Consider the following 24,456-nt stretch of genomic DNA (forward strand, 5'->3'; position numbering starts at 1 on the left):
CTGAATTCTGACTCCTGACTCCTGAATTCTTTATTATTAAAGATGCACACCACAAGCTTGGTTAATAATTTGCTCAACTTTACTAAAGAATGCATTCTCTGAAAAGTTTGCTACTGCATGATTACGGATGCGATCGTAATCCCAAGAAATGCCATTGGCTTCTAGTAATGCAAGTTGTAGAGATTCGGGTGTTTGTCTTTTGAAAAAGACTCCTGTTTCACCTGGAATTTGAGTATCTAATACTCCACCTGCTCCATAGGCGATGACTGGTGTGCCGCTAGCATTAGCCTCTACTGGAACTAACCCATAATCTTCTAGGGCTGCGACAATAATAGACTTGGCTTTGGAAAACAAGTCTTTGCGGGTTCTATCACTTACGTGTCCCAAGAATTCAATATTTTGTAATGCTTTGGATTTTAACCGTGCTTGTTCTGGCCCATCACCAGATATTAATAACCGCCACCCCAACCAATTAAAAGCTTCGACTATTATATCAAGTCGCTTATAACTGATCATCCGGGCGGAGGCCAGATAATATTCATCTTTTATATCTGAAAAAAGAAATTTACTAGTATCAATTGGATAATTCACCATCATTGCCTTTTTGCCATAAATATTTTCAATACGGCGGGCAACAACACTAGAATTAGCAATATAAAGATCAGGTTCCTGGGCATATTTCAGGTCTACCTTTCTCATGACTTGAAATACTTGTTCTATTAAAGGAGCAAAATATCTATAGTCTCCGTACTCTCTTAAATAAGTTGCTGTATCCCATAAGAAACGGGTGACGTTATGGCAAAAGCAAATGTGGCGGGCATTGGGATTTTTTCGCACTGCTTTGGCAAAGCTGGTGCTACTACTAATAATTAAATCGTAGTCTTGTAGATCCAAGGCGCGAAAGGCAGGAAAATATAGAGGAGCCATCGACCTAAAATATTTTGCTGCACCAGGAATCTTTTGTAAGAAAGTTGTGTTGACTACGCGATCGCCTAGATCGATAGTTTTTTGTGGATCGTACAGAGATGTGAAAATATCTGCTTCAGGATACCGTTTACAAAGCAGTTCAAACACACGCTCTGCCCCACCTCGCTGGGTTAAATAATCGTGGACTAGAGCAATTTTCATGAATTTAACCTAAAGTTTCGATCAGGTTTATTTCAACGCTCCCCAGCAAATATATTATCAACAACTTTAGTGTTCAGCAGTATAACTTCCTATCCTCTTCACGAAATTCTGGCGACAAATACATACGTTGGTAGGGGCCTCGGAGATCCCCCCAACCCCCCTTAAAAAGGGGGGCTTTTTTAATTTTCACCCCCTTTTTAAGGGGGTCGCCGCAGGCGGGGGGATCTTTCCGAAACGTAAGGGGCGTACAGCTGTACGCCCCTACAGCCAATTCATTTGTCGCTATTATCCAACTGCTACCAAGATTTTTTCTGAGGCGAAATAGTTGTTTTGCTCAGTTCGTAGTTGGTCGCAAAGTCTGCCTTCAGGTAATTCTACATCCTCATAAGTGAGAACTTGATCCTTAGAAATGTCTCGTTTCAGGCGACATCCTTCGGCTAAACCAATTGGTAGGAGATTTTGCTGTTGGACAATATTGGAATTCTCACATTGTCCGTAGGTCATGTAGTAGCCGATGCCATCCAGGGTTTCTCCTGCTTTCAGGTCGATTTTGGCGGTGGTGACAACATCTACTAGCGGGCCTGCTAGTGGAGACATAACGGCATCACCGAATAGGACAGCACGCGCTACGGACAGGGGAACTTCAAAATGACAGAGGTGATAAGGAGTATAGAAGCTGTAAAGTGGGCCTTCGCCTAATTTATATAAGTTGAGATAGTGCTGTTGCTTGGGGTCGTCGTGAGTGGCAAATACATATACGCCTGGGCCTGGTTTTGCTCCAACTACATAATCGACAATGCCGCCTAGTTCTTTGAGTTGTTCAACATCATATAACTGGGTCATTTCATCGACATAACCGTTGAAGTCATATCCCAGCATTCCCCGTTTGGCGACTTTCATCCCTGTGGCATTGGCAACGATCGCTTGCTCGAAGGAAATTTTGGTTCCGTCTGCGAAGCTAGCCACCATGTGGGGCTTTTGACCCCAACGTTTAGCAAATCCTTCTTGGGTGGTGGGATTGCGATAGGGGTCTTGGAGTCCTTTAATGTTACCGCACAATAAGGGAGTTAAACCAATGCTTTTGACAAAGCGGTAAAGGTTCATTTGTACCCCTGGCTGATCGCCATCGCAAGCGCTGAGAATGACGCCTGCTTTGTCGGCATACACTTTTAGGATGGGGCCAATGGTGCCGTCGAGTTCGGCATTCATCATGATCACATGTTTGCAATGAGCGATCGCTTCCATAACGATCTGAGCGCCAAATTCCACTGCACCTGTGACTTCGATTAATGCATCGATGCCTTCAGCTCGACACAGTAACTTAGCGTCTTCTGTGACTGCATACTTACCGTTAGCGATCGCATCTTCTAATTCGCTGACAGTTGCAACAACTTGAATATCTTCAATTCCTGCTTCCGAATAAGCTTGTTTGGCTGCGTCAATCTTGCGATTGGAGATAGCAACTAACTCCATTCCTGGCACTGAATTGACAATTTGGTTGGCAATTCCTCGACCCATGAAACCAGCACCGATCATTCCTACTTTGATAGGATTTCCTGCTGCTGCACGAGCTTGTAAGGCGCGATCGATAATAATCATGAACTAAACTCCTTTTTGGAACTGTTGGTTGTGATACAAATTCTCTATAAACTTGCACTTAATGATTTGTTACAACTAAATATTAAGTACATTTTCATAGTTAATTGGTGTTAGCGTAGGCGTAGCCCGCCGGAGGCATCGCTACTAACCAGTTGTTTGCTAGATGTCTGCTTTTTCTGGCTGTGGTTTTCGATAATTTGCTCTATAGTATTTCGGTATACTTGGGCAAAGTTCTCTTTAGTATGATTTGCTCTTACATATTCCCACGCCTTTCGAGACATACTTTTCAGGTCTTCTATAGGCAAATTAGAAATTCTTCTAACTGCCGCTTGAATTTCTGCGATCGAAGAATTCTTTAATAGGACACCGTAATCCTCATGCACATCAACGCTAGTTTCGTAATTGACGATCGGGATTAATCCTGTATGCATACAAGTGATAACGCTGCCCGCTCCACCTTCTGCTGCTGAAACTAACACAGTACCAATACAACTATTGCTAACTTCTATAAACTCAGGGCTAGTAACATCAATCCAACCATAAGTATGGATGTTTGGTGTTTCGTAAAGCTCTTGATGGAAAGCTTGTTCAAATTCTGGTTCCTGCTTAATTGGCCCACAAACTGTTAAATGGAAATCTGGCATTTGTGCAAATGCTTCTAAAACTAAATCCAGACCTTTATGAACAAACCCGTGACTAGCAAACCATAAAAAATGTTTTCTTGCGGCTTCAAAATCTTTTTGTTCTGGCCAAGGATAGACAGTAGGATTAGAAAGCGGTACACGATAAATCGGTTTATTCGCGTATTTGAAGGTATTGATGGTAAATTCATTCCCTAAAACTATGCCATAGTCGGCATATTCAATTCCCAAATTAGGCACTTCATATCGCTGTGGACAGAGAGTAATTCCTCGCCGTTGTTGTAGTTCTAAATGTCTATGACATTCAGCCGCATTACGAAACACCATATTCGCAATGTCAACGTGGAAAATTTTCACACAATCTCTATTGAGTTTTGGTGCTAGTTCTTGCATCCGATGACGGACATCGATGAAAAATGAATAATGTTTTTCAGGAACGAATTCATCATTGTAGAACTGAATAACATCAACGTTATAACCAAGATCCAAAAATGTTTGCACCATCCGCCAAACCTCCCAGTACCAAGTGTGGTCGTGGGGTATGGGCTGACCAGCTTTTAACAAGAATGGCTCAATCCGGTAAGAAAAAAGTACATTCCCTCTAGAAGGCTGGTTTGGTTTGAGTGAAACAACCTTTAAGCCTTTGATGTAATTAATGCGATTTACTACTTTTTTTAACAACGAATTGATAGAAGTAGTCAGATGGGATAGAGTATTATTTGGCATTTGATACCTCTTGTAATTGTGAAGTTAAACAAAGAGTATTTGCAACTTTCAAACAGCTATTTTGCTCCAACAGTCATCATTCTCAACAGAGGCCAATTTAAATCTTTTTCGGAAATTTCAGTTACATCTAAAGGCCAATTAATCTCAAAGAATGGGTCATCATAACGTAAACCTCTTTCATACCCTGGCGTGTAAAATTCACCCACTTGATATACAACCTCGGTTTCATCTGTGAGTGCTTGATAGCCGTGAGCAAACATTTCTGGAACATACAAGGCGCGGCGGTTTTCTGGAGTTAGCTCTACACCGATGTGTGATAAAAAAGTGGGAGATTCAGGACGCATATCAATAATTACGTCATAGATTGCACCTTTCGTACAGCGAATTAATTTTGTTTCGGCTGCTGGCAAAATTTGATAGTGCATTCCCCGGATAGTGCCTTTTTTGTAGTTAAAAGATAGGTTGCATTGGGCAACTGTTGCCTTTAATCCGTGTGCCTCAAATTCTTGAGCGCAGAAAGATCGAGCAAAAAAACCACGGTGGTCTGGTTTTTCTTCTAAGTCAATAATAAATGCGTCTTTAAGTGCGGTTTCGGTGAAAATCATGATGATTTATTTGAGATGAATATTGAGTTTTAGAACGCCTACAGATTAAAGGATTTCCAAGAAATATTTGTGGGGTGGGCATCTTGCCCGCCTTTGGCTAGTAGGCGGGCAAGATGCCCACCCCACAGTAAATAATTAGTCCCTAAACAGAAATTGCATCTGATGAAGATCGTAATTCTGCTCTGGGATATGTATCATCCCAATATTGGGTACAAAGGTCTGGTCGTTCGGGGGGATTAGCGGTGTAACAAAAGAATAGTGTTGACCTGTCTTCTATGCGAATTGTGCCGTGATGCAAAGCATTTTTCGTATCTACAATGATGACTGTACCTGCTGGGCCGGGACAGGATTTCCAAGCTGATTTGGGGATGACTGCTTTTACTTCTTCGTCATCGATACCCAAATATCTTGACTTATAAAGTTTGTAGTAAAGTTGAAAATATTTCCAGCTAAATAAGGGAGTTAAAGAGCGGGGAATATATTCAAAAGGCCCAGTTTTTTCTTCTACATCATTCAAGTAAATAAAGATTTTGATAATGCGGCGGTCTTCTGCATCACTATGCCATAGGAGTGTTCCAAACTGATGTTTGCTCTTGAAATCTTTGCGTAAATGTACACCATGAAAAGCTATCGGAAGACCGATATAATTTTCGATGATGTTGACCAGTCTTTTCTCGATTCCCCAAGCATAAAATTCTGGTAAACCTGTAACTGTGTAAATTTGTGGTAACCTTTCGTCTAGATGGTCGTTGTTGGGATTTTCCATCTGAGACAATTGATGGTAAGCAGCTTTGAGCAGTTCGGAGGTAGAGTTTAACCCTAAATCTGCCAGTGTTGTGACATAAACACCATCTTTTTTGAGAGCATTAAGGATGTTGCGATCGCTTCCTTCTAATGCTGGCAGATTTCTGCTATGCTTCCAACGGGCTACGTAGTATTTAAAGTCAGAAGACAGTGTAGATATTTTGCGTTTAATTGCACTAAACATGACGTAAATTCCTTCTAGTTCAGATGTATCTTTATCAGTAATTTAATAGCTTATGGCTTATAACCCCGTATTTCTTGAGTAGAGATTTCGCTTGATTCTGCTAATCCAAACTCTTTAAAAACCATCACATCCAAAGCACATAAGCTAACTAAAGCTAAAAATGGAACTACTGTCTTAATTGCAGACATAGGCCATCTTCTTAAAGCACCCAAGAAAACTTTCAAGTTAACTTCTTTACCGTTCTGCAACAGCATCCGTCTACAAAACTGCTTAGAATATCCATTCTCTTCCAGTTTCAAAATCACTTCGGGTATGTGTTTGTATTGCATTAAAAGTGCAGATTTTGGTTCTTTCTGCCAATAACTCACACCAACAACACATTCCAAATAAGTCTCTTTAGTGACAATTACACTACCATTAGCAGCACAATATCCGGCTAAATATGCTAAAGATATCCAGTTATTCTCAGCATCTTGCCAATTTTGGAGAGCGCGTTTCACTAAGTCAGTGCGGTAGATTGTAGCAGTCAGAAAAATGACTGCGCCAACACTTTTTGAAAAACAATGCTCGAATATAGCTTTACCATCACCTTTACCATCTTCACTATCTACATCAAACCAACGATTACCAATAATTTTTGGTGGATGAACTGGTTCACCAGTAATTTGGTTCCGTCCAGAAAAGTTGAGGAACAATAATGATAAATCTTCATGTTGTCTGAGTTTGCTAATTACATAAGCAATGGCTCTGTCTTGAATTGGGTCATCATCACCAATTGTCCAAACATATTTTGTCGTTGTAGAATTTAGGCAATACATAATATTTTTGACAACGCCTAAATTTTTAGGATTTTTATTAGAATTAAATGTGATGTTGCTAAGTGTTGCTTGCCATTTTTGGATTACCTGCTGAGTATTATCTGTTGAACAATTATCAGAAACTAAAATTTCACAATCATCTTCAAAACCTTTGATAGCTTGAGCTAGCCATGCTAACTGTTTATTAAGTAATTCAGCACGATTGAATGTAGGAATGGCGATGGTAAGTAATTTGTTCATATTAAATTAAAAGATGTAGTTAATAGAAATCGCTATTTACAGCAGCTTGATCTAATTATTTGTGGTTTGACAGCCAGATTTTTAAAGGATATACGCCTTTTAATTGCTTTTTCCAGACTATCTATTACCAAGATAATTAAAGAATTAGTAATAAAAGGCGTTTTCGTGCTTATGTTTAGTAATTACGACGCTATTAAAAGGCTATCCGGAACAGGAGATGGATAAATTTTGACTTCAGGAATTGGCACTACAAACTGTCCACCCCATTCACCAATAAATGCCATTTGTTCCATAATTTCCTCCTTGAGATTCCAAGGTAAAATTAGGAGATAATCTGGCTGAGTTTCGCGGATTTTATCTGGTTCAAATATGGAAATATGAGTTCCAGGTAAAAATAGACCTTGCTTATAGGGGCTACAATCTACTGTGTAATCGATAAAATCTTTCCCAATTCCACAGTAATTGAGCAATGTATTACCTTTAGCTGGTGCGCCATAACCAGCAATTGATTTTCCTTCGGCTTTAGCCTTCAAGAGAAAATTTAATAGCTTGTGCTTTGTTTGTTTGACTTTTTCAGCAAATGTAATGTAAGTCTCTATGCAATGTAGTCCAGCGGCAATTTCTTTTGCTTTTAGATGGCTAACTCGGTCGCTAATGCTAGGATTATCAGCGTGGTCATGTTTGGCATAAATTCTGAGTGAGCCGCCATGAGTTGATAATTCTTCTACATCAAAAAGCTGTAAGTTGTGTGCGGCAAAAATCTTTTCGATAGTGAGGAATGAGAAGTAAGAAAAATGCTCGTGATAAATGGTATCAAACTGATTTTGTTGAATGAGTTGTAAAATATGAGGAAACTCCATCGTCAAGATCCCATTAGGTTTGAGGATGAGTTTCATCCCAGCGATAAAATCGTTTAAATCTGGTACATGAGCTAAAACATTATTACCAATTAAAAGGTCAGCTACTTTTCCTTGTATCACGAGTTCTCTGGCCGTTTCAACTCCAAAAAACTTGTTGATACAAGGAATGCCTCTACCTTCAGCAACTTTGGCTATATTTGCTGCTGGTTCTATTCCTAAGACGGGGATTCCCTTCTCTAAAAAATATTGCAGTAGGTAGCCATCGTTACTGGCAATTTCAATAACTTGATTATGATGATTAAAGCCAAACTTTTCTACCATCATATTGGTGTAAGCTTTAGCATGATTTAGCCAACTTAATGAGTAGGAAGAAAAGTAAGCATAGTCACTAAAAATATGATCTGGAGTTTCAAATTGTTCTAATTGAACTAAAAGAGTGTCTTCAGAAATATAAGCGTGGAGAGGATAAAACTTTTCGGCATTATTTAGCTGTTCTGCTCTAAGATAAGCATTGGCTAAAGGTGACATTCCTAGATCAATAAAGGTTTGGTGCAGAGGTTGACCACTAAAACGACATTTTGCGATCGCCATAAATTTCAACTCACTGATTGCAAATAATTTAAGAGATGGGATAAGTCCGAATCAATCCTATTTGATTCGGAAACTTAGGTTATTTGTTCGCTGTTACTAGAGGAATCTAGCTACTTTTTATTCCAGAAGAAATCTTGGTCAATTTGCTCGGTACGAATCAGATACTCTAGCTGTTTTAAGCGAGTAAATCCTCTAAACAAAAAGGTATCTTCAGCCATGTGTATTTGACTGAATAAATCAAATAGTTGCTGGGCGCCAAGTCGGGCATTCCAATCACACTTAAATCCGGGTAGGATTGTGTTAATTTTCTCGAAGGATACCCGATAGCTGCGGTTATCTGAACCGTTATCACCAAAGGATAATTTACAATCTGGGAAAATATCAGCAATAATTTCCGCGATTTCTTTAACGCGATAGTTGTTTGCTGTATCCCCCACGTTGAAGATTTGGTTATGTACAATGTCTCGTGGTGCTTCTAAGGTGCAGACTATTGCTTTGCAAATATCCAGTGCGTGGACTAATGGCCGCCAAGGTGTACCATCACTGGTCATTTTGATTTGTTTGCTAGTCCATGCCAACCCTGCTAAGTTGTTTAAAACAATATCAAAGCGCATTCTGGGGGAAGCACCAAAGGCTGTTGCATTCCGCATAAAGGTGGGAGAGAAGTCATCGTCAGCGAGTGGTTTGACATCTCGTTCTACAAGAGTTTTGCACTCTGCGTAGGCTGTTTGGGGATTAATTGGGGATTCTTCTGTAACATCACCTGCGGTAGCAACACCGTAAACACTGCACGAAGACATATATACGAAACGACGCACGCCCATAGCCTTAGCCAGACTAGCTAGGCGAACTGAACCTACATGATTAATTTCGTAGGTAATGTTAGGTGCTAATTGTCCGGCTGGGTCGTTGGAGAGTTCCGCCATGTGAACTATTGCTTCAACACCTTCCAAATCATCAGGGGTAATGTTGCGGATATCTTTGTTGAGGGTTTTGGGTGTCACCCCATTAGCGTTGTATAGCCAACCAACTTTATAAAAACCGGTATCTAGACCAATAACTTCATGTCCCCGTTCAATTAACAGAGGTGGTAATAATGAACCTAGATAACCTTCTGTGCCAGTTACTAATATTTTCATTGTGGTTAATGCCTTTGTATTGATGAGTTAAATTTTTCGTTTATTTGGGGCGCACAGATATGTGCCCTACAGCGTGTAGCATCTAGAAGGGAACCGCTATATTTTTCGTTTGTATGCAATAACTTGACCTCTCTCCAAACCTCTCTCCTCTTAAGAGAGAGGCTTTGAATCTTACTCCCCAACGCTAGTAGGGAAGGGGTTGGGGGTTAGGTCATTGAACTCAACCCAGAAGCGCTATATATATCGGCTAACATTCATTACATAGTTTGCCGACTAACCCATTGAGTAGCAGCACTCTATAGCGGTTCTTAATTGATGCACTACGCTTTTTTCTTGTGGGATGGATATCTTACCCGTCCCTTGTATTTCCAGGCAGACAAAGATGCCTACTATACAAGATTCATGCCTTAATTCAGCAGTCCCGGAAAGAACAACTATGATATCTATGCAGTGACTACACTATCTAGATGCGAAAGTTGCGGAATTTCTGCTACAAGCGCTTTGCCAATTTCTAGAGAAGATGTAGCAGCAGGAGAAGGAGCATTGCAAACATGAATGGAGTTTTGACCGGAAACAATCAAAAAGTCGTCTACAAGCTTGCCATCGTTCATTAAGGCTTGAGCGCGAACTCCTGCATGAGTGGGAACTAAGTCTTCTGCTTGGACTTCGGGAATTAGTTTTTGCAAACTTCTGGTAAAGGCTGCTTTACTAAAGGAACGAATGATTTCTTGAATGCCTTCATCAGCGTGTTTGGCTGCCAATTTCCAGAAACCGGGATAGGTGATGACTTCCAGAAAATCCCGTAAGTCAAAGTCGGTTTTTTTGTAACCTTCGCGTTTGAGAGAGAGAACCGCGTTTGGCCCTGCATGGACACTACCATCAATCATCCGGGTAAAGTGGACACCCAGGAAGGGAAAATCTGGATTGGGTACTGGATAAATTAGTGTCTTGACCAGATAGCGTTTTTCTGGGGTGAGTTCGTAGTATTCTCCCCGGAATGGGACAATTTTTGCTTGGGGTTCAACTTGACCTAGTTTGGCGGTGCGATCGCTATGCAATCCAGTACAATTAATTACAAACCGTGTTTCAAAGCTACCCTTGTTTGTTTGCAATACCTGATTTTTACCACTTGGGGAGATTTTCAGAACTTTTGTATTCAGGTGTAAATCTCCACCCTGCTGTTGAATTAGCTGGGCATATTTCAAACAAACTTGCTTGTAATTAACAATACCAGTTGAAAATACCCTAATTCCACCTACACATTTTACGTGAGGTTCAATTTCCTTGACTTCTTCGGGGCTGATTCTCTGGACTTCTATGCCATTGTCTAAGCCACGTTGGTAGAGATTTTCTAAGCGTGGTAGTTCTTGTTCTTCAGTTGCGACAATGACCTTACCACAAACTTCATGGTCAATTCCATGCTCTTGGCAGAATTCTACCATTGAACGAGAACCATCACGACAAAATTTAGCTTTGAAACTACCTGGCTTGTAGTAAATACCAGAATGAATCACCCCGCTATTATTGCCAGTTTGGTGAAATGCCCATTGACTCTCTTTTTCTAGTACTAAAATACGCGCATTGGGATAGCGTTTTCCTAGAGCTAATGCTGTAGAGAGTCCAACTATTCCTCCACCTATAATCGCAAAATCATACATTAGTATTATCGCACTTCAAGTTACAGTAAATTTATTTGTCATTTGTCATTGGTCATTTGTCATTGGTCATTTAACTTCTGACTCCTGACTTCTGACTTTCTTTCTACCATACCTTCCAAGGAGCTTGGTTGTTTTTCCACAGCCCTTCGAGATAGTTTTTATCGCGTAAAGTATCCATCGGTTGCCAAAACCCATCATGTCTGAAAGCAGATAGCTGTTCCATATCAGCTAGCTTTTCTAATGGCTCTTGTTCCCACACTGTAGAGTCATCGGCTATTAAGTTAATTACTTCTGGTTCTAAGACAAAATAACCGCCATTAATCCAGGCTCCATCACCTTCAGGTTTCTCTCGAAAGCTGGTGATTTTAGTTTGCTCATATCCTAAAGAAATAGCACCAAAACGTCCGGCTGGTTGAACGGCTGTGAGTGTTCCTAAGCTATTTTGTTCTTTGTGAAACTTAACTAGCTCGGTGATATTAATATTACTTACACCATCACCATAAGTAAAGCAAAAAGTCTCATTACCAAGATGTTCACTGATTCGCTTTAAGCGTCCGCCTGTCATTGTATTATCACCCGTATTTACTAAGGTGACACGCCAGGGTTCAGCATACCCAGAATGCACGTTCATCTGGTTAAAGCGCATATCAAAGGTTACATCTGACATGTGTAAAAAGTAGTTAGCAAAATACTCTTTAATTATGTAACCTTTGTAACCACAACAAATGATGAAATCATTAATGCCGTGGGCTGAGTAAGTTTTCATGATGTGCCAGAGAATTGGCTTACCACCAATTTCAACCATCGGCTTGGGTCTGATACTAGTTTCTTCACTGAGGCGTGTACCAAGTCCTCCAGCCAAAATCACCGCTTTCATGCAATTACCTCGGAGATTTGTAGGGATATGATTATTTGACCATGCCAATTTTTGATTTTTGATTTGCAATTTGGGATTAGTCATCGAACGTCACGAGCTTATGAGTAGATTTGCTCCGCCCAGCTTCATCGTGGGGCATGTACCAAAAAACTCTTTTAATCCAAAATCCAAAATCCAAAATCCAAAATCGGTTGACTTTATCGACATGAAGAGGATGCACTTAGGTGGAGAAAAATGTATTTCTGATTTCTGTTTCTCCGTCAATAATCTAACTGTAATTTCCGACAAAATTATAAAGGGAATATAAATTAAAATCTTTTCTATATAAAAGCTCTATGAATATCTATAAAGATGAAAATGAATTGCTCAATTAAATAAAAATGTTACCTATAAAATAAATAGGGTTAGCATCAGCTAACCCTAGTCAGGCTTGATTTTTTCAATCAAAACCTATATTTTACTAGTAATAAAACTTACTTGTTTCTAGTTAGTTTTTTCACTATTACTTGGGCCTTGGAATAAAGGGTCACATTTGTTTTCTACAACTACGCACATGTTACTGAGTGCTTGTTGATAATTATCCATATCATCTTGCTCAAGAAAGATTTTGGCAGATGACTGTATATCTTCGACAGCTTTTGTCTGATTTTTGTTAGATTCACTACCGCCATATTGTGCTAGTTCATAACGAACCATACCTCGTTTAAGATATGCTTTTGCTAGTTTGGGGCTGATAGTTAAGGCTTGGTTAAAGTCAGCGATCGCTTGATTGTATTCTTGCTCATAATTGCTGCTATATTGAGCAATTTGATAAAAGACAACACCCCGCTGAAAGTAAGCTTCTGCTTTGGATACGTTAAGTTTTATTGCCTGAGTAAAATCTTTGATCGCTCTTTTGTACTCTTGTTGAGATTCACCGCTGTATTTAGCCATTTGGGCGCGGACAATTCCCCGTCTGATATAAGCTTCAATTTCATTATTATCCAGACCGATGGCCCGATTATAGTCTGCGATCGCTAGGTTATATTCTAGATCGGGATCGTTACTATATTCGGCGAGCATATAACGGGCATTGCCCCGATTCACCAAAGCTTTGATTTGATTGGGCTGGATTGTAAGAGCTTGGCTATAATCTTTAACTGCTCCTTCGTAGTCTTTCAAGTTATAGCGGGCATTGCCACGATTTACAATCGCTCTGGCATGTTTAGGTTCTTGTTCAATTGCTGCGGTAAAGCTGGCAATTGCTTGGTCATAGTCTCGGTCTTTGTAAGCTGTATAACCTTGCTGATAGGAATCAGCGAAGCTGAGTTTGTTATTTGTCTGGCGAGACTTCAATGTTTGTTGAGTGTAAGCATTTTGGGAAACCAACGGCTGAGTAAATTTAATCATTACGTCCGCATATCCCAATAAACCAAAACCCATCAAACAAAAAATAATCGGGTACAGTTTTGACTTCTTGGAACGTTTATAAGATGAACTGCTGGGAGTCATTACTGGCTGCCAGTAATTAGTTAGGTGGGGCGACATGGCCCGCTGTGGAAAACGCGGTGTCTGGGTGTAATGTTTTCTCGGTTTAACTCGTGGTTGGAGATGTTCTCTAGCTTCGATAGCCCGATGTGATGGGAAGGGGTCGCGTCCACCTAATCGCACGGTACGTTCACACCACGGACAGCTACGCATGTGGTTGTTGTAGCGATGCTGGGGATTTGTCGTGCAGGTAATCAGAGAATCTTCGGCTTCAGCGATTGCTGAGAGCCAAGTCTGGGCACTGGGACGTAGTTGTGGGTTGTTGTGACCCTCTTCAAAACAACGGACAAATAGTTCTTGTAGGCTGGGATGAAGAATTTCCCAAGGGGGTGCAATGGGTGTCGGTAGGTAGGGTACGTAACGCTTTTGGCTGTATGTGAAATGACCCGATGCAATCCGAGCTTCGTAAGGTGGTGGCTCAATAGCACCTTGAAAAATCCCCGAAAATGGGTGAGTGCCTTCCATTAAGAGTTGGAATACTAGCACCGCTAACCCAAATAAATCGTGAGAGATTTCGCGATCGTGCTGGGCAAAAGTTTTATTCTGTAGTTCTGGTGGGGTAAACTCTGGTTTACCCACTGGGCAGCGATAAACAACATTGTTGCTTGGGTCGGTTACTTGGAAAGAGTCTGTGTCTATCAAAGTCACCAGTGCGGTGTCACTGACGAGGATATTGGACTCGTTCACATCACCAATACAATATCCACTAGCGTGCAAAGCGGCAAAAGCCGCCGCCAGGTTACGAGCCGTGCGGAGCAGGTACTGATAGTTGAATAGGGGGCAGTGTTGGCGACGGGTTCTAGGGTTGTAAAAGTCGATGATTGGACGCATCCCCTCGATGCGTGGCATCAAAAAGCCCAGGATGCTATTTTTGCCATCTGCTGCCCGTAATAAATCCTCTGGCCAAGCGATAGAGATATGCCCCAAACTAGCTGTAGGGTTTTCTGGCGGGTTGGCCAGCATCGCCTGGAGTTTCTCTGCATGGGCTTTGGTTGGCTTGTGGTAAATCTTCGCCACCAAGTTGCTATCGGATGGCACTGTGTAAACACAAGCTTCACCGCCACGCCCCAAACTGACATTGAGGCTGAGGATTTCTTTTCGAGGGGAACAACGTAGTACCTGCATAATGAAATTACCGCTAACGGGAGTTATTGTAAGATGTTAAACCTGTAGATTTATCGCTCATGAGTCGTTGAATGCAGCTATGATGAGTGTCAAATCATCATCAGTGCGTTGTGTAATCCGCTCTGAGTGTAAAAATTTTACCAATTGTTCCTTGGCTACTGTCTTGTCTTCGGTATTGGCTACGAATTCAAACAGCGGAAAAAAGAAGGGTTTGTGAGGTTCGCCAACAACCATATTCAAAGCCAGCATTTGTAGTCCGTCAGTAATTATACCAACATTCACTATATCTGTGCGCCACAATCTCATCTGCGCTGCATCTAAAGCACTAGGCGAAGTTAAGAAGGTGGTTTCGTTGATGTATTCACCACTGTCAGGCATAGTCAGTGCCAGCAAATTACCCATACGATCTTTTGCCACTGCCAAACCATCACCTATCTGTACCACAGCGACAACTTCTGGTGTGGCGACTAGCATAATTAAGGTAGTTGCTAAGTCTTGAGGCTGTTTGTCACAAGTAGCCGCTTCAGCCTCCACAGCTTTTTTTGCCGCTAGTATGGCATCATTTAAAAGCGATCGCACCAATGCATCATCAGTCAAACTTTTTCGGGTCAGTCCTTTAGTGGAAATGTTTTCTATTGCTGTCTCCACAGCAATCATCGCTCCCACTTTCCCAAGGCTAGCAGAACCCGCACCATCTGCTGCGGCCGCCACTAAAACATTATCTGACAATATCTGCCAGTGATGAGCATCCTGACATAATTGATTGTTTTTTAAGTGACTTGTACCACATACAGATGCAGCCACAATCCGCCATTGAGCAATCTGTTTTGATATGTTCATAAATTTTTTCCAGCAGCTAGCTGTGTAAACATCAAGCTGCAATTTTTAATTAAACAGTCCCCCAACCAATTGGCGGTAGTGCTACCTGTTCATCCACCTGTGAATGAGAAACAGCTGACATACTAGTTGATAGCCAGACAAACATCTCAATAAAATTTAAGCCTTTGAGCTTCAGAGGTGTACGCACGGTTATTTGATTTAAACGCGTCATATTCGCATTTTCTACGCCTACTGTAAAAAATGCTACCCGCTTATTCGCTTCATCTCCCTGTAACCGTTGGGATGCTTGCTCTACCACATGATCTAACTCACCTTGCGGTTCCCCATCAGTAATCATAAATACCCAAGGACGATAGTAAGCAATCCCATTGGCACGATACTGAGATTTCCGCTCTTGAATTATGTCCAAAGCTTTATGAATTCCTGCACCCATAGTAGTCAAGCCCTGTGCTGTCAAAATAGGTGGGTTGAATTGATCAGCAGTCACAAAGTCTTGTACTACATTGATATTACTATCAAACGTGACGATCGCCACTTCCACCCGTCTTGCGGCTAAGGAATTTTTGACTAATTCATCCTTCAAACTCAGTAAACCCTGATTTAAAGCCTCAATCGGATCTCCTTGCATCGACCCAGATGTGTCTAGTAAAAGTACACAAGGACAACGTGGTTCTGGGTTCTCAGCAAATTCTACTACTTCATCAAGTCTTAATGTATCATGCATAACTTTTTGTGTTATGTTAAAATTCAACGTTTTATTTTCCTTTGTTCAAAGTATATAATTCTCAGTCGCCGAGGCGACTACAGAATATAGTATCTAGTGGTAGATGCTCTAATCTTTATTAAACAAATTATTTTCATGAAGTTCTCTATATATTTAAGATGAACTTGAACACAGCTTAGTTTAGCAAAAAAGAGTTTATCAAAACCCAGCATTACCTGTTGTAATGTATCTACCAAAAATTTATATCCATTAAACCTACAGTACAATAAATACGTAAACTTTCCTAGGTAACTTCTTAAAGATTTTATGTAGAAGAATCGTTTCTTTATCGAAAAATAATTAACCATAATTAAGATCATCAACTTTAGAAGTATACCAGTGTAACTGCGCGAACTTGGAATAAGATTTACCTGCTTTTTGTAAGTGGGAATCAATAAACGTGATGATTAATGTCTTCACTCAAGAGTTGTTAGTAGTGAGTAAAGCCTAGAAGCAACAATATCTACTGTTAGTCATAGCTATGACAAGTGTTTACTTTTATTCATACCCACCTACTTATTTTTTGAGATAAATTAAGTAGTACGTACAAAATGTAACAGATAGGTTGCAAAACTTATATTTTTTAATATATATACATATTTTAAAAGGAATAAGCTGTGCATAAAGACATATTACAAAGAAGAAAATACTTCATAGCTCATATTTTCAATCTACAAATGTTCAGTTGTTGATTCCGCAAAAAAAACTTGAAAAATATGAATAACTCAGGTACATTCACCAAACTACGTCCTCTAAGTTTGTTAAGACAGTTATCAAATTGCTCCGACAGTACTTGTTTACAAGCATTCAGTAACTCAGTTACTTGGTCTATTTACTTAGAACAGGGCAAAATAACTTACGCTACTCATTCCGTAGAACCTTTTGATCGACTAGAACGCCATTTGCGTCGTCTCAGCCACCAAATTCCACTCCTTACTAATGAGGTTCGTGTTCAAGTAAGGTTGATGTTTGAACCTGATTTACACAGTCAGTTAATCGAAGATGACAGCAATTCGAGAAGCTATCCTCCTGAATATCAGGCTATATCCTGGCTTATTAGTCAACAACATTTACATTCTACACAAGCAGCAGTGCTGATTCAGGAATTAGTTAAAGAGGTGATTGAATCATTTTTGCTCATCGAAGAAGGTACTTATGAATTAGCAGAATCACTTAATCGAATGCCAAAAATTTGCAGGCTAGATGTAGAAAAAATTCTAGAGCGTTGCCAAATAAGATTACAGAATTGGCAGGCTTTTGTTCCCCAAATTTCTTCTCCATATCAACGTCCATATCTGTTGATTAACAGTAAACTTGAGAGCCAAGACTTACCAAAACTTCAGCCAGATTTAATTAGCTGGATGAAGGGTTTTAGCCTGTGTCATCTGGCTGCAATTTTGAATCAAGATGAAATCCAACTGGCTCGCAATTTATACCCTTACATCCTTCAGGGTGCGATTATCCTACATGAACCCGATCCACCATTTGATAAATTACCAAAGATTTTTGAAGAGCGATATCTACGACGGGCTACGTCTACGCTTTCCTCAAAATTAGTTCCAGAGTTAGTTGACACCAAAGAAAAACTAAGTACCAGCGTCAACTCTTACCCAAATATTTCTGAAGAGAATATAGCTCCTGTTCAGCGATTACCACAGATATCTACTCCTCCAAAAGAGAACTTTCAGGAACCAACAATATCAAATAACATAAATTCTGCTTCCCAAAGAGTAACGGCTGCTACTGTAACCGCACAAAAAGTCCACAAAATCGTTTCTGTAGATGATAGCCCCACAATTCTCAAAGAAATTAGCCATTTCTTAGAAAATGAAAATTTTTCTGTCGTGACTATCAACGATCCACTAAAAGCCGTTTTGTCAATTATAAGGCACAAACCAGATTTAATTTTGCTGGATTTAAATATGCTAGGAATCGATGGTTATGAGTTGTGCCGGATTATACGAAATAATTCAATATTTCAGAAGACTCCCATCATTTTTGTCACTGGAAGTAAAGGGATTGTAGACAAAGTAAAAGCGAAATTAGTTGGAGCATCTGGCTATCTGACTAAACCATTTACCCGCGCCGAATTACTGAAAATAGTCTTTATGCATTTGACTTAAATTAACTACTCCAATGAGTTTTTGCTGCACATTATTTTGTGCGATAATCTATACATGGCTACTAATCTAGAAATTGACGAAAACTTAATTAAGGAAGCTCTCGAACTTGGTGGTCATCCAACTAAGGATGCCGTTGTTGAAGAGGCATTACGAGAGTATGTGCAACGTCGAAAACAACTGAAAATTCTGGAGCTATTTGGTACGATTGAATATGACGATGATTATGACTACAAGCAACAGCGTCGGAGTCGATGAAAGTCATTGTTGATACTTCGGTCTGGTCTTTAGCTCTCAGACGCAATTATAAAGTTGATGAATCACCCTATGTTGCAGTGTTGCAAGAATTAATTAGTGATGGTCGAGTTGCTTTGCTGGGTGCTGTTCGGCAAGAGATACTCTCAGGGATTCGTGATGCTAACCAATACAATCGGCTGAAAAATTATCTCCGCGCATTTCCCAATCTGGAGTTAGATATGGAAGACTATGAACTTGCTTCTGAGTTTTATAACACTTGCCGAAGCAATGGTATTCAAGGTGCAAACACTGATTTTCTCATTTGTTCCGCAGCCGTTCGGAGAAATTACACAATAGTAACCACAGATAAAGATTTTGCGAATTTCAGTCAGCATATTCCCATAACATTGTTTCAATGCTAGGTCTACGCTACTTAACCCTACACTCAAGTTAGAGGATAAAGGGTTTTGCTCATAATGCCAGCCTTTTCCTTAACTCAGCCTCCAACTGTTCACCTGTGCTAACCACAACCCTATTTGGTCTGGCTCTAACAATCATTAAATAGTGTTGAAAAGCTTCTTCATCCTGGGGATGATGCTTTACATATTCCCGTAATTCAGCTTCAGTTAATTGCTGATAATCTAAATTACTCATTGGATGATTTCCTCTCCGTTACTCAAAATTTCTACTTGAATTGTTTGGCCTATTAGCACTACTATTCTTTGCGATCGCTTGTCGTACCTGGTTAGCTCAATTGTTTGTAGTAGGTTACTTACTCGCACACATAAATCGTAGAAAGCTTTTAACTGTTCAATAGTGGGTTCCATTTGTATAGATTAGCTACTGAATCTCTCGTAGCAAACATCTAACTCACATTGACTGACATAAGTCAAGACGAAAAGAAAAGATTAGCATGAGAGATTGTTCTGCCAGTCTAACGTAGTAGGATTGTTCAAGTGAAAGGGTACGCTTTGCAGGACGAGTAGCCATCGAGCGCTTCTTGCACCCTAAAATAAGAGCAAAAGACGATTCCTAAAACAAGCACACTCCATGCGTATTTCTCTAAATTGGCTGCGCGAACTAGTAGAGATAAAACTTAGTCCGGAAGAATTAGCCGAAACCCTGACAATGGCAGGGTTTGAGGTAGAAGATATTGAAGACCGCCGCACTTGGGCAAATGGCGTGGTGATCGGGAAAGTGCTTGAGCGTCAACCCCATCCCAACGCCGATAAATTGAGTGTTTGCCAAGTGGATATCGGTGCAGATGAGATTTTAAATATTGTCTGTGGCGCTGCCAATGTGAAGGCAGATATCTATGTCCCAGTGGCTACTACGGGTACTTACTTACCCAACATCGATTTAAAAATTAAACCTGCAAAACTACGTGGGGTCCCATCTCAGGGCATGATTTGTTCTTTAAAGGAACTCGGTTTGCCCACCGATGTAGACGGAATTCATATTTTCACTCAAGAAAATTTACCATTGGGTAGTGATGTGCGGCCGTTGTTGGGTTTAGATGATGTAATTTTAGACCTTACCGCAACTGCCAACCGCGCTGATGCTCTAAGTATGGTAGGCGTAGCACGGGAAGTAGCAGCTTTAACTGGTGGAAAGTTGAGCATTCCTGAACCTGGTGAAGTCTCTATTCCCAAAACTACCGGAAATTTAGCTTTAAAAATTGCTGATACCCAAGCTTGTCCTGCATACATTGGTACGGTAATTGAACAGGTCAAAATTGCTCCATCTCCCGAATGGTTGCAACAGCGTTTACGGGCGGCTGGGGTACGTCCCATCAGTAATGTGGTGGACATTACTAACTACGTTTTGTTGGAATGGGGACAACCACTACACGCCTTTGATTGCGATCGCATAAAATCTGTTGCAAGTAGCGAAAATTTAACCATCGGCGTTCGTTTCGCCAATAATGGAGAATTTCTGAAAACACTAGATGGACAAACTCGCACCCTAGCATCCCAAAATTTGTTAATTACCGCTAACGACAAACCCGTTGCACTGGCGGGAGTTATGGGTGGAGAAGAAACGGAAGTCTATGAAGGGACTCAAAGTCTAGTTTTAGAAGCAGCATTATTTGATTCTGTGGCAATTCGCCGTTCTTCCCGCAGTGCAGGCTTAAGAAGTGAGGCTTCTGGCAGATATGAACGGGGAGTTAACCGCGCTGAGTTGGAAATAGCTAATCGCCGCGCCTTATCTTTAATTAGCGAATTAGCTAGTGGAATTCTTGTCCAGCAGGAAATTGCCGACACCCGCCCCGATCCTTCTACCTGGAGTCGTTCTATCGCCCTGCGTTTAGACAGAGTTAATCAGATATTAGGGCCAATCGAATTAGAAGAGGACACAGGTGAACTCCAAGAACAAGATGTTGAGCGCATCCTGACTGCATTGGGATGTAAGTTAACTCCTTCAGGAGAAGATAGCAGCCATCAACCTACGTGGTCTGTCTCCGTCCCACCTTATCGTTACCGCGACTTAGAGCGGGAAATTGATTTAATTGAAGAAATTGCCCGTCTCTATGGTTACAACAAATTCTGCGACACACTACCAGAAAAAGCGGAAGCTGGCTATCTGCCTTTAGATCAAGAACTAGTTCGCAAGTTACGAGCTTTCTTGCGGGCTGAAGGGTTGACAGAATTAATCCACTATTCTTTAGTCAAACCAGGAGAAGACAGAAATATAGTCCTGTCAAACCCTTTATTTGTCGAATATTCAGCGCTGCGAACCGATTTGTTATCTGGGTTAATTGATGCCTTCCAATACAATTTAGAGCAGGGTAATGGTGCCCTTAACGGTTTTGAAATCGGGCAAATATTCTGGCGAGAAGAAGACGGTTTGCAAGAGACAGAAGCCCTTGCAGGGATTGTGGGAGGCGATACTTCCCTTGGCAAATGGTCAAAAAGTGGGCGCGAAGAACCCATCACCTGGTTTGAAGCCAAAGGCATTTTAGAAAGTGTATTTCGGCAACTTGCCTTGGAGGTAGAATTTCAACCCGATCGCCGCGACGATCGCTTACATCCAGGACGCACCGCTTCTCTGTGGATTCGGGGTAACAGGCTGGGTATTTTTGGACAAATCCATCCCCAACTACGACGAGAAAAAGGCTTACCAGATTCCGTCTACGTTTTCCAGTTGGATCTAGATGTACTTTTAGATTCGCTAGGACAAGATGAAGTTCTCGTTCCCACATTCGGGCCCTATTCTACCTATCCAGCTAGCGATCGCGATATCGCCTTTTTCGCACCCGTGAAAATCTCAGTTGCCGATATTCAAAAAGTAATTACCAAAGCTGGTAAAGATTTGCTCGACTCGGTGGAATTATTTGATGAATATCGGGGTGAAAATGTCCCCGAAGGACAGCGGAGTTTAGCATTCCGCTTAATTTATCGGGCTAGCGATCGCACTCTGACTGAGGCGGAAGTCGAACCAGTACACAATAAAGTCCGCGAAGCCTTGGTGGAAAAATTCGGCGTGAACTTGAGAAGTTAGAAGTAATATCATGTCCGACTGATTCTGGTCGAATTACCCCCCTTAATCCCCCCTTGGAAAGGGGGGAAAAAGAAATCTAGTTCCCTCCCCAATACATACGGGGAGGGTTAGGGTGGGGTAAAATCCTGGTTAATCAGCTATTTCAGACTTGTTGACACGCCGAAATAGCAAATGGGTTCGCCGAAATAGCAAATGGGTTCGCCGAAATAACAAATGCGATCGCCAAAATAGCAAATGGGTTCGCCGAAATAGCAAATGGGTTCGCCGAAATAGCAAATGGGTTCGCCGAAATAGCAAATGGGTTCGCCAAAATAACAAATGGGTACGCCAAAATAGCAAATGCGATCGCCAAAATAGCAAATGCGATCGCCGAAATAGCAAATGCGATCGCCGAAATAACAAATGCGATCACCGAAATAACAAATGGGTTCGCCGAAATAGCAAATGCGATCGCTGAAATAGCAAATGGGTTCGCCGAAATAGCAAATGCGTAGGCGTAGCTAGCACTTCGGCTGCGCTCGTCATGATTGCAGTACACCGTAACCCCTTGCGGGGAGGGGTTGTTTTATTACGAATAATTTGGCAGATATCATATTTGATGATACATGAGGTGTGGCGATAGGCTACGCCCCGGCGGAGGCGATCGCATCTAATAATACTAATCCAATTTCATTTAATAAATCAGTGTTATCACTAGGAAAATAATGTTATATTACACATTTTTATAATCAGTATCGCAATTGCAGTACTGTGTGTAGGCTTTGCCCTGCGTAGGCATTGCTCCAGCAGCAGTAGTTTTGGCAGATGTTTAAATACAACAACATTATTATGCAACTATAATATTATTCAACAGTACTTAGTATAATACTGCTCGTAACAAACATAGTAAGTTTTCGGTAATATGCCATGATAGAATTTGCCGCCATTACTTCAGTGATTAGTAAGTATGCTCCTCAAGCTAGTCAACTAATCATTAAACAAGCTCAAAAAAACGAAGCTGTTATCAAAGTTTTACAAGAATTAAAACTCAATCCTACCCAAATTCCTGATGATGTTGATGGGGTTTATGCTTACACTCTGGTAAAATATGGTGTATTTAAGCCTGAAGCAATTTTAAAACTGTTTAGAGAGAAAGTAATTAAAGATTATTTTTGGGATGCTTACAGTTCTAATGCTCCCTTTAAATTCGTAGAGAATACAAAAAAATTTATAACTCAAAATAGCGAACTAAAAACGCAGATAATTAATGCTAAAATTAACTTTTTGGCTGAATTAGAAGAATTTGGCGAAACCTTTATTGCGGTTGCTAAACAAACGAAAGCCTCTAAATATCAGCCTTATCCAGATTGGAATTTGGATGTTTATCCCAAAGAATTTAAAGCCTTAATCTTTGAAAAGACTCGTTTATTTTGCGGACGTGATTTTGTTTTTCAGGCTATTCAAAGATTCTTCGCAACTCAAAATAAGGGTTATTTTACTGTGATTGGGGATGCAGGGATGGGTAAAAGTTCCATTGCTGCTAAATACGTTTTAGCTACTAAATTCCCTTGTTATTTTAATGTTTTCGCAGAAGGACGCAACAAACCAGAAAAGTTTTTAGCCAGTATTCGTCAACAATTAATCAAGCGTCATTCTCTCCAAAATGTAGACAACGTTGATTTGAGAACTTTCCTGCAAAAAGTTAGTGAAGAACTAAAAGGACAAAAACTTATCATTGTTGTCGATGCACTAGATGAAGTAGAACAAGAAGGAAATAGTAATCTTTTAGATTTACCACAAAATCTTCCTGATGGAGTCTATTTTTTACTGACTAGAAGACTTTACAATCAAGAAACAAAACGTTTAACTTTGTCTCCCGATACTCCTGTAGATGAATTAGATTTAACAAAGCGTGATTACACAGCTTTGAGTCAAGAAGATGTAAAAGAGTATATTCAATTATTTTTGAATAATGATTATAAACTAAGACATTGGATTAATGAGCGCAATATTTCTGAAGATATTTTTACTCAGGAAATAGCTGTTAAGAGTGAAAATAATTTTATATATTTGCGCTATATATTACCCGGAATCTCTGAAGGTAAATACAATGATTTAACTTTAAAGGGATTACCACAAGGTCTTCATGACTATTATATGGCTCATTGGAACCGGATGGGAATGGACAAAGAATCCAATGAAAAAAAGGTAAAAATACTGTATATATTGGTAGAAAGAGGTGAGCCAATATCCCTAAACATGATTGCAGAAATTCTTGATGAGGATGAATATGAGGTAAAATCAGTCTTAAATGATTGGGTTGAGTATGTAAAATCGCAAGTAAATGAAGATGACCAAAAAACTTACTATAGTATTTACCATCAGAGTTTTCTAGAATTTCTCAAAGGTCAAGATAAACTAGGTAAAGGTCGAAAACTATTTAAAGAAGTTAATAAGAGTATGGCTAATTTTATGCTGAAGGAGATGGCATAAA

The 24,456-nt window shown here is 40.4% G+C and carries 21 protein-coding genes; 5 read left to right on the plus strand and 16 right to left on the minus strand.

Annotation, left to right across the window (positions count from 1 at the left end):
- Positions 1 to 36: 36 nt before the first annotated feature.
- From HUN01_RS19365 to HUN01_RS19425, 13 genes are all read right to left on the minus strand, one after another.
- Complete coding sequence (locus tag HUN01_RS19365; protein WP_069071176.1) at positions 37 to 1,128, minus strand: glycosyltransferase; 1,092 nt, start codon at positions 1,126 to 1,128, stop codon at positions 37 to 39.
- A gap of 285 nt (positions 1,129 to 1,413) precedes the next feature.
- Positions 1,414 to 2,727: an NAD(P)H-dependent oxidoreductase gene (locus HUN01_RS19370; protein ID WP_181927561.1), complete on the minus strand. Its 1,314-nt coding sequence runs from the start codon at positions 2,725 to 2,727 to the stop codon at positions 1,414 to 1,416.
- 110 nt (positions 2,728 to 2,837) lie between these two features.
- Entirely contained in the window at positions 2,838 to 4,094 is a 1,257-nt protein-coding gene (locus tag HUN01_RS19375; protein ID WP_181927562.1) for a glycosyltransferase, read from the minus strand.
- Between the two features lie 56 nt (positions 4,095 to 4,150).
- Entirely contained in the window at positions 4,151 to 4,699 is a 549-nt protein-coding gene (gene rfbC / locus HUN01_RS19380; RefSeq protein WP_181927563.1) for a dTDP-4-dehydrorhamnose 3,5-epimerase, read from the minus strand.
- 142 nt (positions 4,700 to 4,841) lie between these two features.
- The gene (locus HUN01_RS19385) at positions 4,842 to 5,687 is read right to left on the minus strand and encodes a phytanoyl-CoA dioxygenase family protein (protein WP_181927564.1); all 846 of its coding nucleotides are present in this window, start codon (positions 5,685 to 5,687) and stop codon (positions 4,842 to 4,844) included.
- Positions 5,688 to 5,737: 50 nt separating this feature from the next.
- Positions 5,738 to 6,745, minus strand: a complete 1,008-nt coding sequence (locus HUN01_RS19390) for a glycosyltransferase family 2 protein (protein ID WP_181927565.1) — start codon at positions 6,743 to 6,745, stop codon at positions 5,738 to 5,740.
- Positions 6,746 to 6,927: 182 nt separating this feature from the next.
- Entirely contained in the window at positions 6,928 to 8,196 is a 1,269-nt protein-coding gene (locus tag HUN01_RS19395; protein ID WP_181927566.1) for a class I SAM-dependent methyltransferase, read from the minus strand.
- A 110-nt stretch (positions 8,197 to 8,306) separates the two neighbouring features.
- Complete coding sequence (locus tag HUN01_RS19400) at positions 8,307 to 9,335, minus strand: NAD-dependent epimerase/dehydratase family protein (protein WP_181927567.1); 1,029 nt, start codon at positions 9,333 to 9,335, stop codon at positions 8,307 to 8,309.
- Between the two features lie 443 nt (positions 9,336 to 9,778).
- Positions 9,779 to 10,993, minus strand: a complete 1,215-nt coding sequence (gene lhgO, locus HUN01_RS19405) for an L-2-hydroxyglutarate oxidase (RefSeq protein WP_181927568.1) — start codon at positions 10,991 to 10,993, stop codon at positions 9,779 to 9,781.
- A gap of 103 nt (positions 10,994 to 11,096) precedes the next feature.
- Positions 11,097 to 11,870, minus strand: a complete 774-nt coding sequence (gene rfbF / locus HUN01_RS19410) for a glucose-1-phosphate cytidylyltransferase (protein ID WP_181932741.1) — start codon at positions 11,868 to 11,870, stop codon at positions 11,097 to 11,099.
- 483 nt (positions 11,871 to 12,353) lie between these two features.
- On the minus strand, positions 12,354 to 14,522 hold the full coding sequence (locus tag HUN01_RS19415; RefSeq protein WP_181927569.1) for a tetratricopeptide repeat protein: 2,169 nt from the start codon (positions 14,520 to 14,522) through the stop codon (positions 12,354 to 12,356).
- A gap of 57 nt (positions 14,523 to 14,579) precedes the next feature.
- Positions 14,580 to 15,362: a PP2C family serine/threonine-protein phosphatase gene (locus HUN01_RS19420; protein WP_181927570.1), complete on the minus strand. Its 783-nt coding sequence runs from the start codon at positions 15,360 to 15,362 to the stop codon at positions 14,580 to 14,582.
- Positions 15,363 to 15,411: 49 nt separating this feature from the next.
- Entirely contained in the window at positions 15,412 to 16,086 is a 675-nt protein-coding gene (locus tag HUN01_RS19425; RefSeq protein ID WP_069071187.1) for a vWA domain-containing protein, read from the minus strand.
- A 755-nt stretch (positions 16,087 to 16,841) separates the two neighbouring features.
- Between HUN01_RS19425 and HUN01_RS19430 the strand changes: the two genes are divergently transcribed.
- The 3 genes from HUN01_RS19430 to vapC are packed head-to-tail and all read left to right on the plus strand — an operon-like array spanning position 16,842 to position 18,904.
- Positions 16,842 to 18,248 (plus strand): response regulator, encoded by a 1,407-nt coding sequence (locus HUN01_RS19430; RefSeq protein WP_181927571.1) that lies wholly within the window; start codon positions 16,842 to 16,844, stop codon positions 18,246 to 18,248.
- Between the two features lie 54 nt (positions 18,249 to 18,302).
- Positions 18,303 to 18,503, plus strand: coding sequence for a type II toxin-antitoxin system VapB family antitoxin (locus tag HUN01_RS19435; RefSeq protein WP_181927572.1), 201 nt, complete (start codon positions 18,303 to 18,305; stop codon positions 18,501 to 18,503).
- Positions 18,500 to 18,904, plus strand: coding sequence for a type II toxin-antitoxin system VapC family toxin (gene vapC, locus HUN01_RS19440; protein WP_181927573.1), 405 nt, complete (start codon positions 18,500 to 18,502; stop codon positions 18,902 to 18,904). The genes HUN01_RS19435 and vapC overlap by 4 nt, the downstream gene beginning before the upstream one ends.
- A gap of 49 nt (positions 18,905 to 18,953) precedes the next feature.
- On the opposite strand, the gene HUN01_RS19445 is transcribed toward vapC, so the two are convergent.
- Both HUN01_RS19445 and HUN01_RS19450 read right to left on the minus strand, forming a co-directional pair.
- Positions 18,954 to 19,136, minus strand: coding sequence for a DUF6887 family protein (locus HUN01_RS19445; protein ID WP_181927574.1), 183 nt, complete (start codon positions 19,134 to 19,136; stop codon positions 18,954 to 18,956).
- The gene (locus HUN01_RS19450; RefSeq protein WP_176727039.1) at positions 19,133 to 19,309 is read right to left on the minus strand and encodes a DUF6888 family protein; all 177 of its coding nucleotides are present in this window, start codon (positions 19,307 to 19,309) and stop codon (positions 19,133 to 19,135) included. Before HUN01_RS19450 ends, HUN01_RS19445 begins: the two co-directional genes overlap by 4 nt.
- 223 nt (positions 19,310 to 19,532) lie before the next feature.
- On the opposite strand from HUN01_RS19450, the gene pheT reads away from it, so the two are divergent.
- Complete coding sequence (gene pheT, locus HUN01_RS19455) at positions 19,533 to 21,983, plus strand: phenylalanine--tRNA ligase subunit beta (protein WP_181927575.1); 2,451 nt, start codon at positions 19,533 to 19,535, stop codon at positions 21,981 to 21,983.
- 142 nt (positions 21,984 to 22,125) lie between these two features.
- Here pheT and HUN01_RS19460 read toward each other — a convergent pair whose 3' ends face one another.
- Positions 22,126 to 22,521: a hypothetical protein gene (locus HUN01_RS19460; RefSeq protein WP_181927576.1), complete on the minus strand. Its 396-nt coding sequence runs from the start codon at positions 22,519 to 22,521 to the stop codon at positions 22,126 to 22,128.
- A 368-nt stretch (positions 22,522 to 22,889) separates the two neighbouring features.
- Between HUN01_RS19460 and HUN01_RS19465 the strand changes: the two genes are divergently transcribed.
- On the plus strand, positions 22,890 to 24,455 hold the full coding sequence (locus HUN01_RS19465; protein ID WP_181927577.1) for a P-loop domain-containing protein: 1,566 nt from the start codon (positions 22,890 to 22,892) through the stop codon (positions 24,453 to 24,455).
- Position 24,456: the final 1 nt, after the last annotated feature.

Source organism: Nostoc edaphicum CCNP1411, from assembly GCF_014023275.1.
GTDB lineage: Bacteria > Cyanobacteriota > Cyanobacteriia > Cyanobacteriales > Nostocaceae > Nostoc > Nostoc edaphicum_A.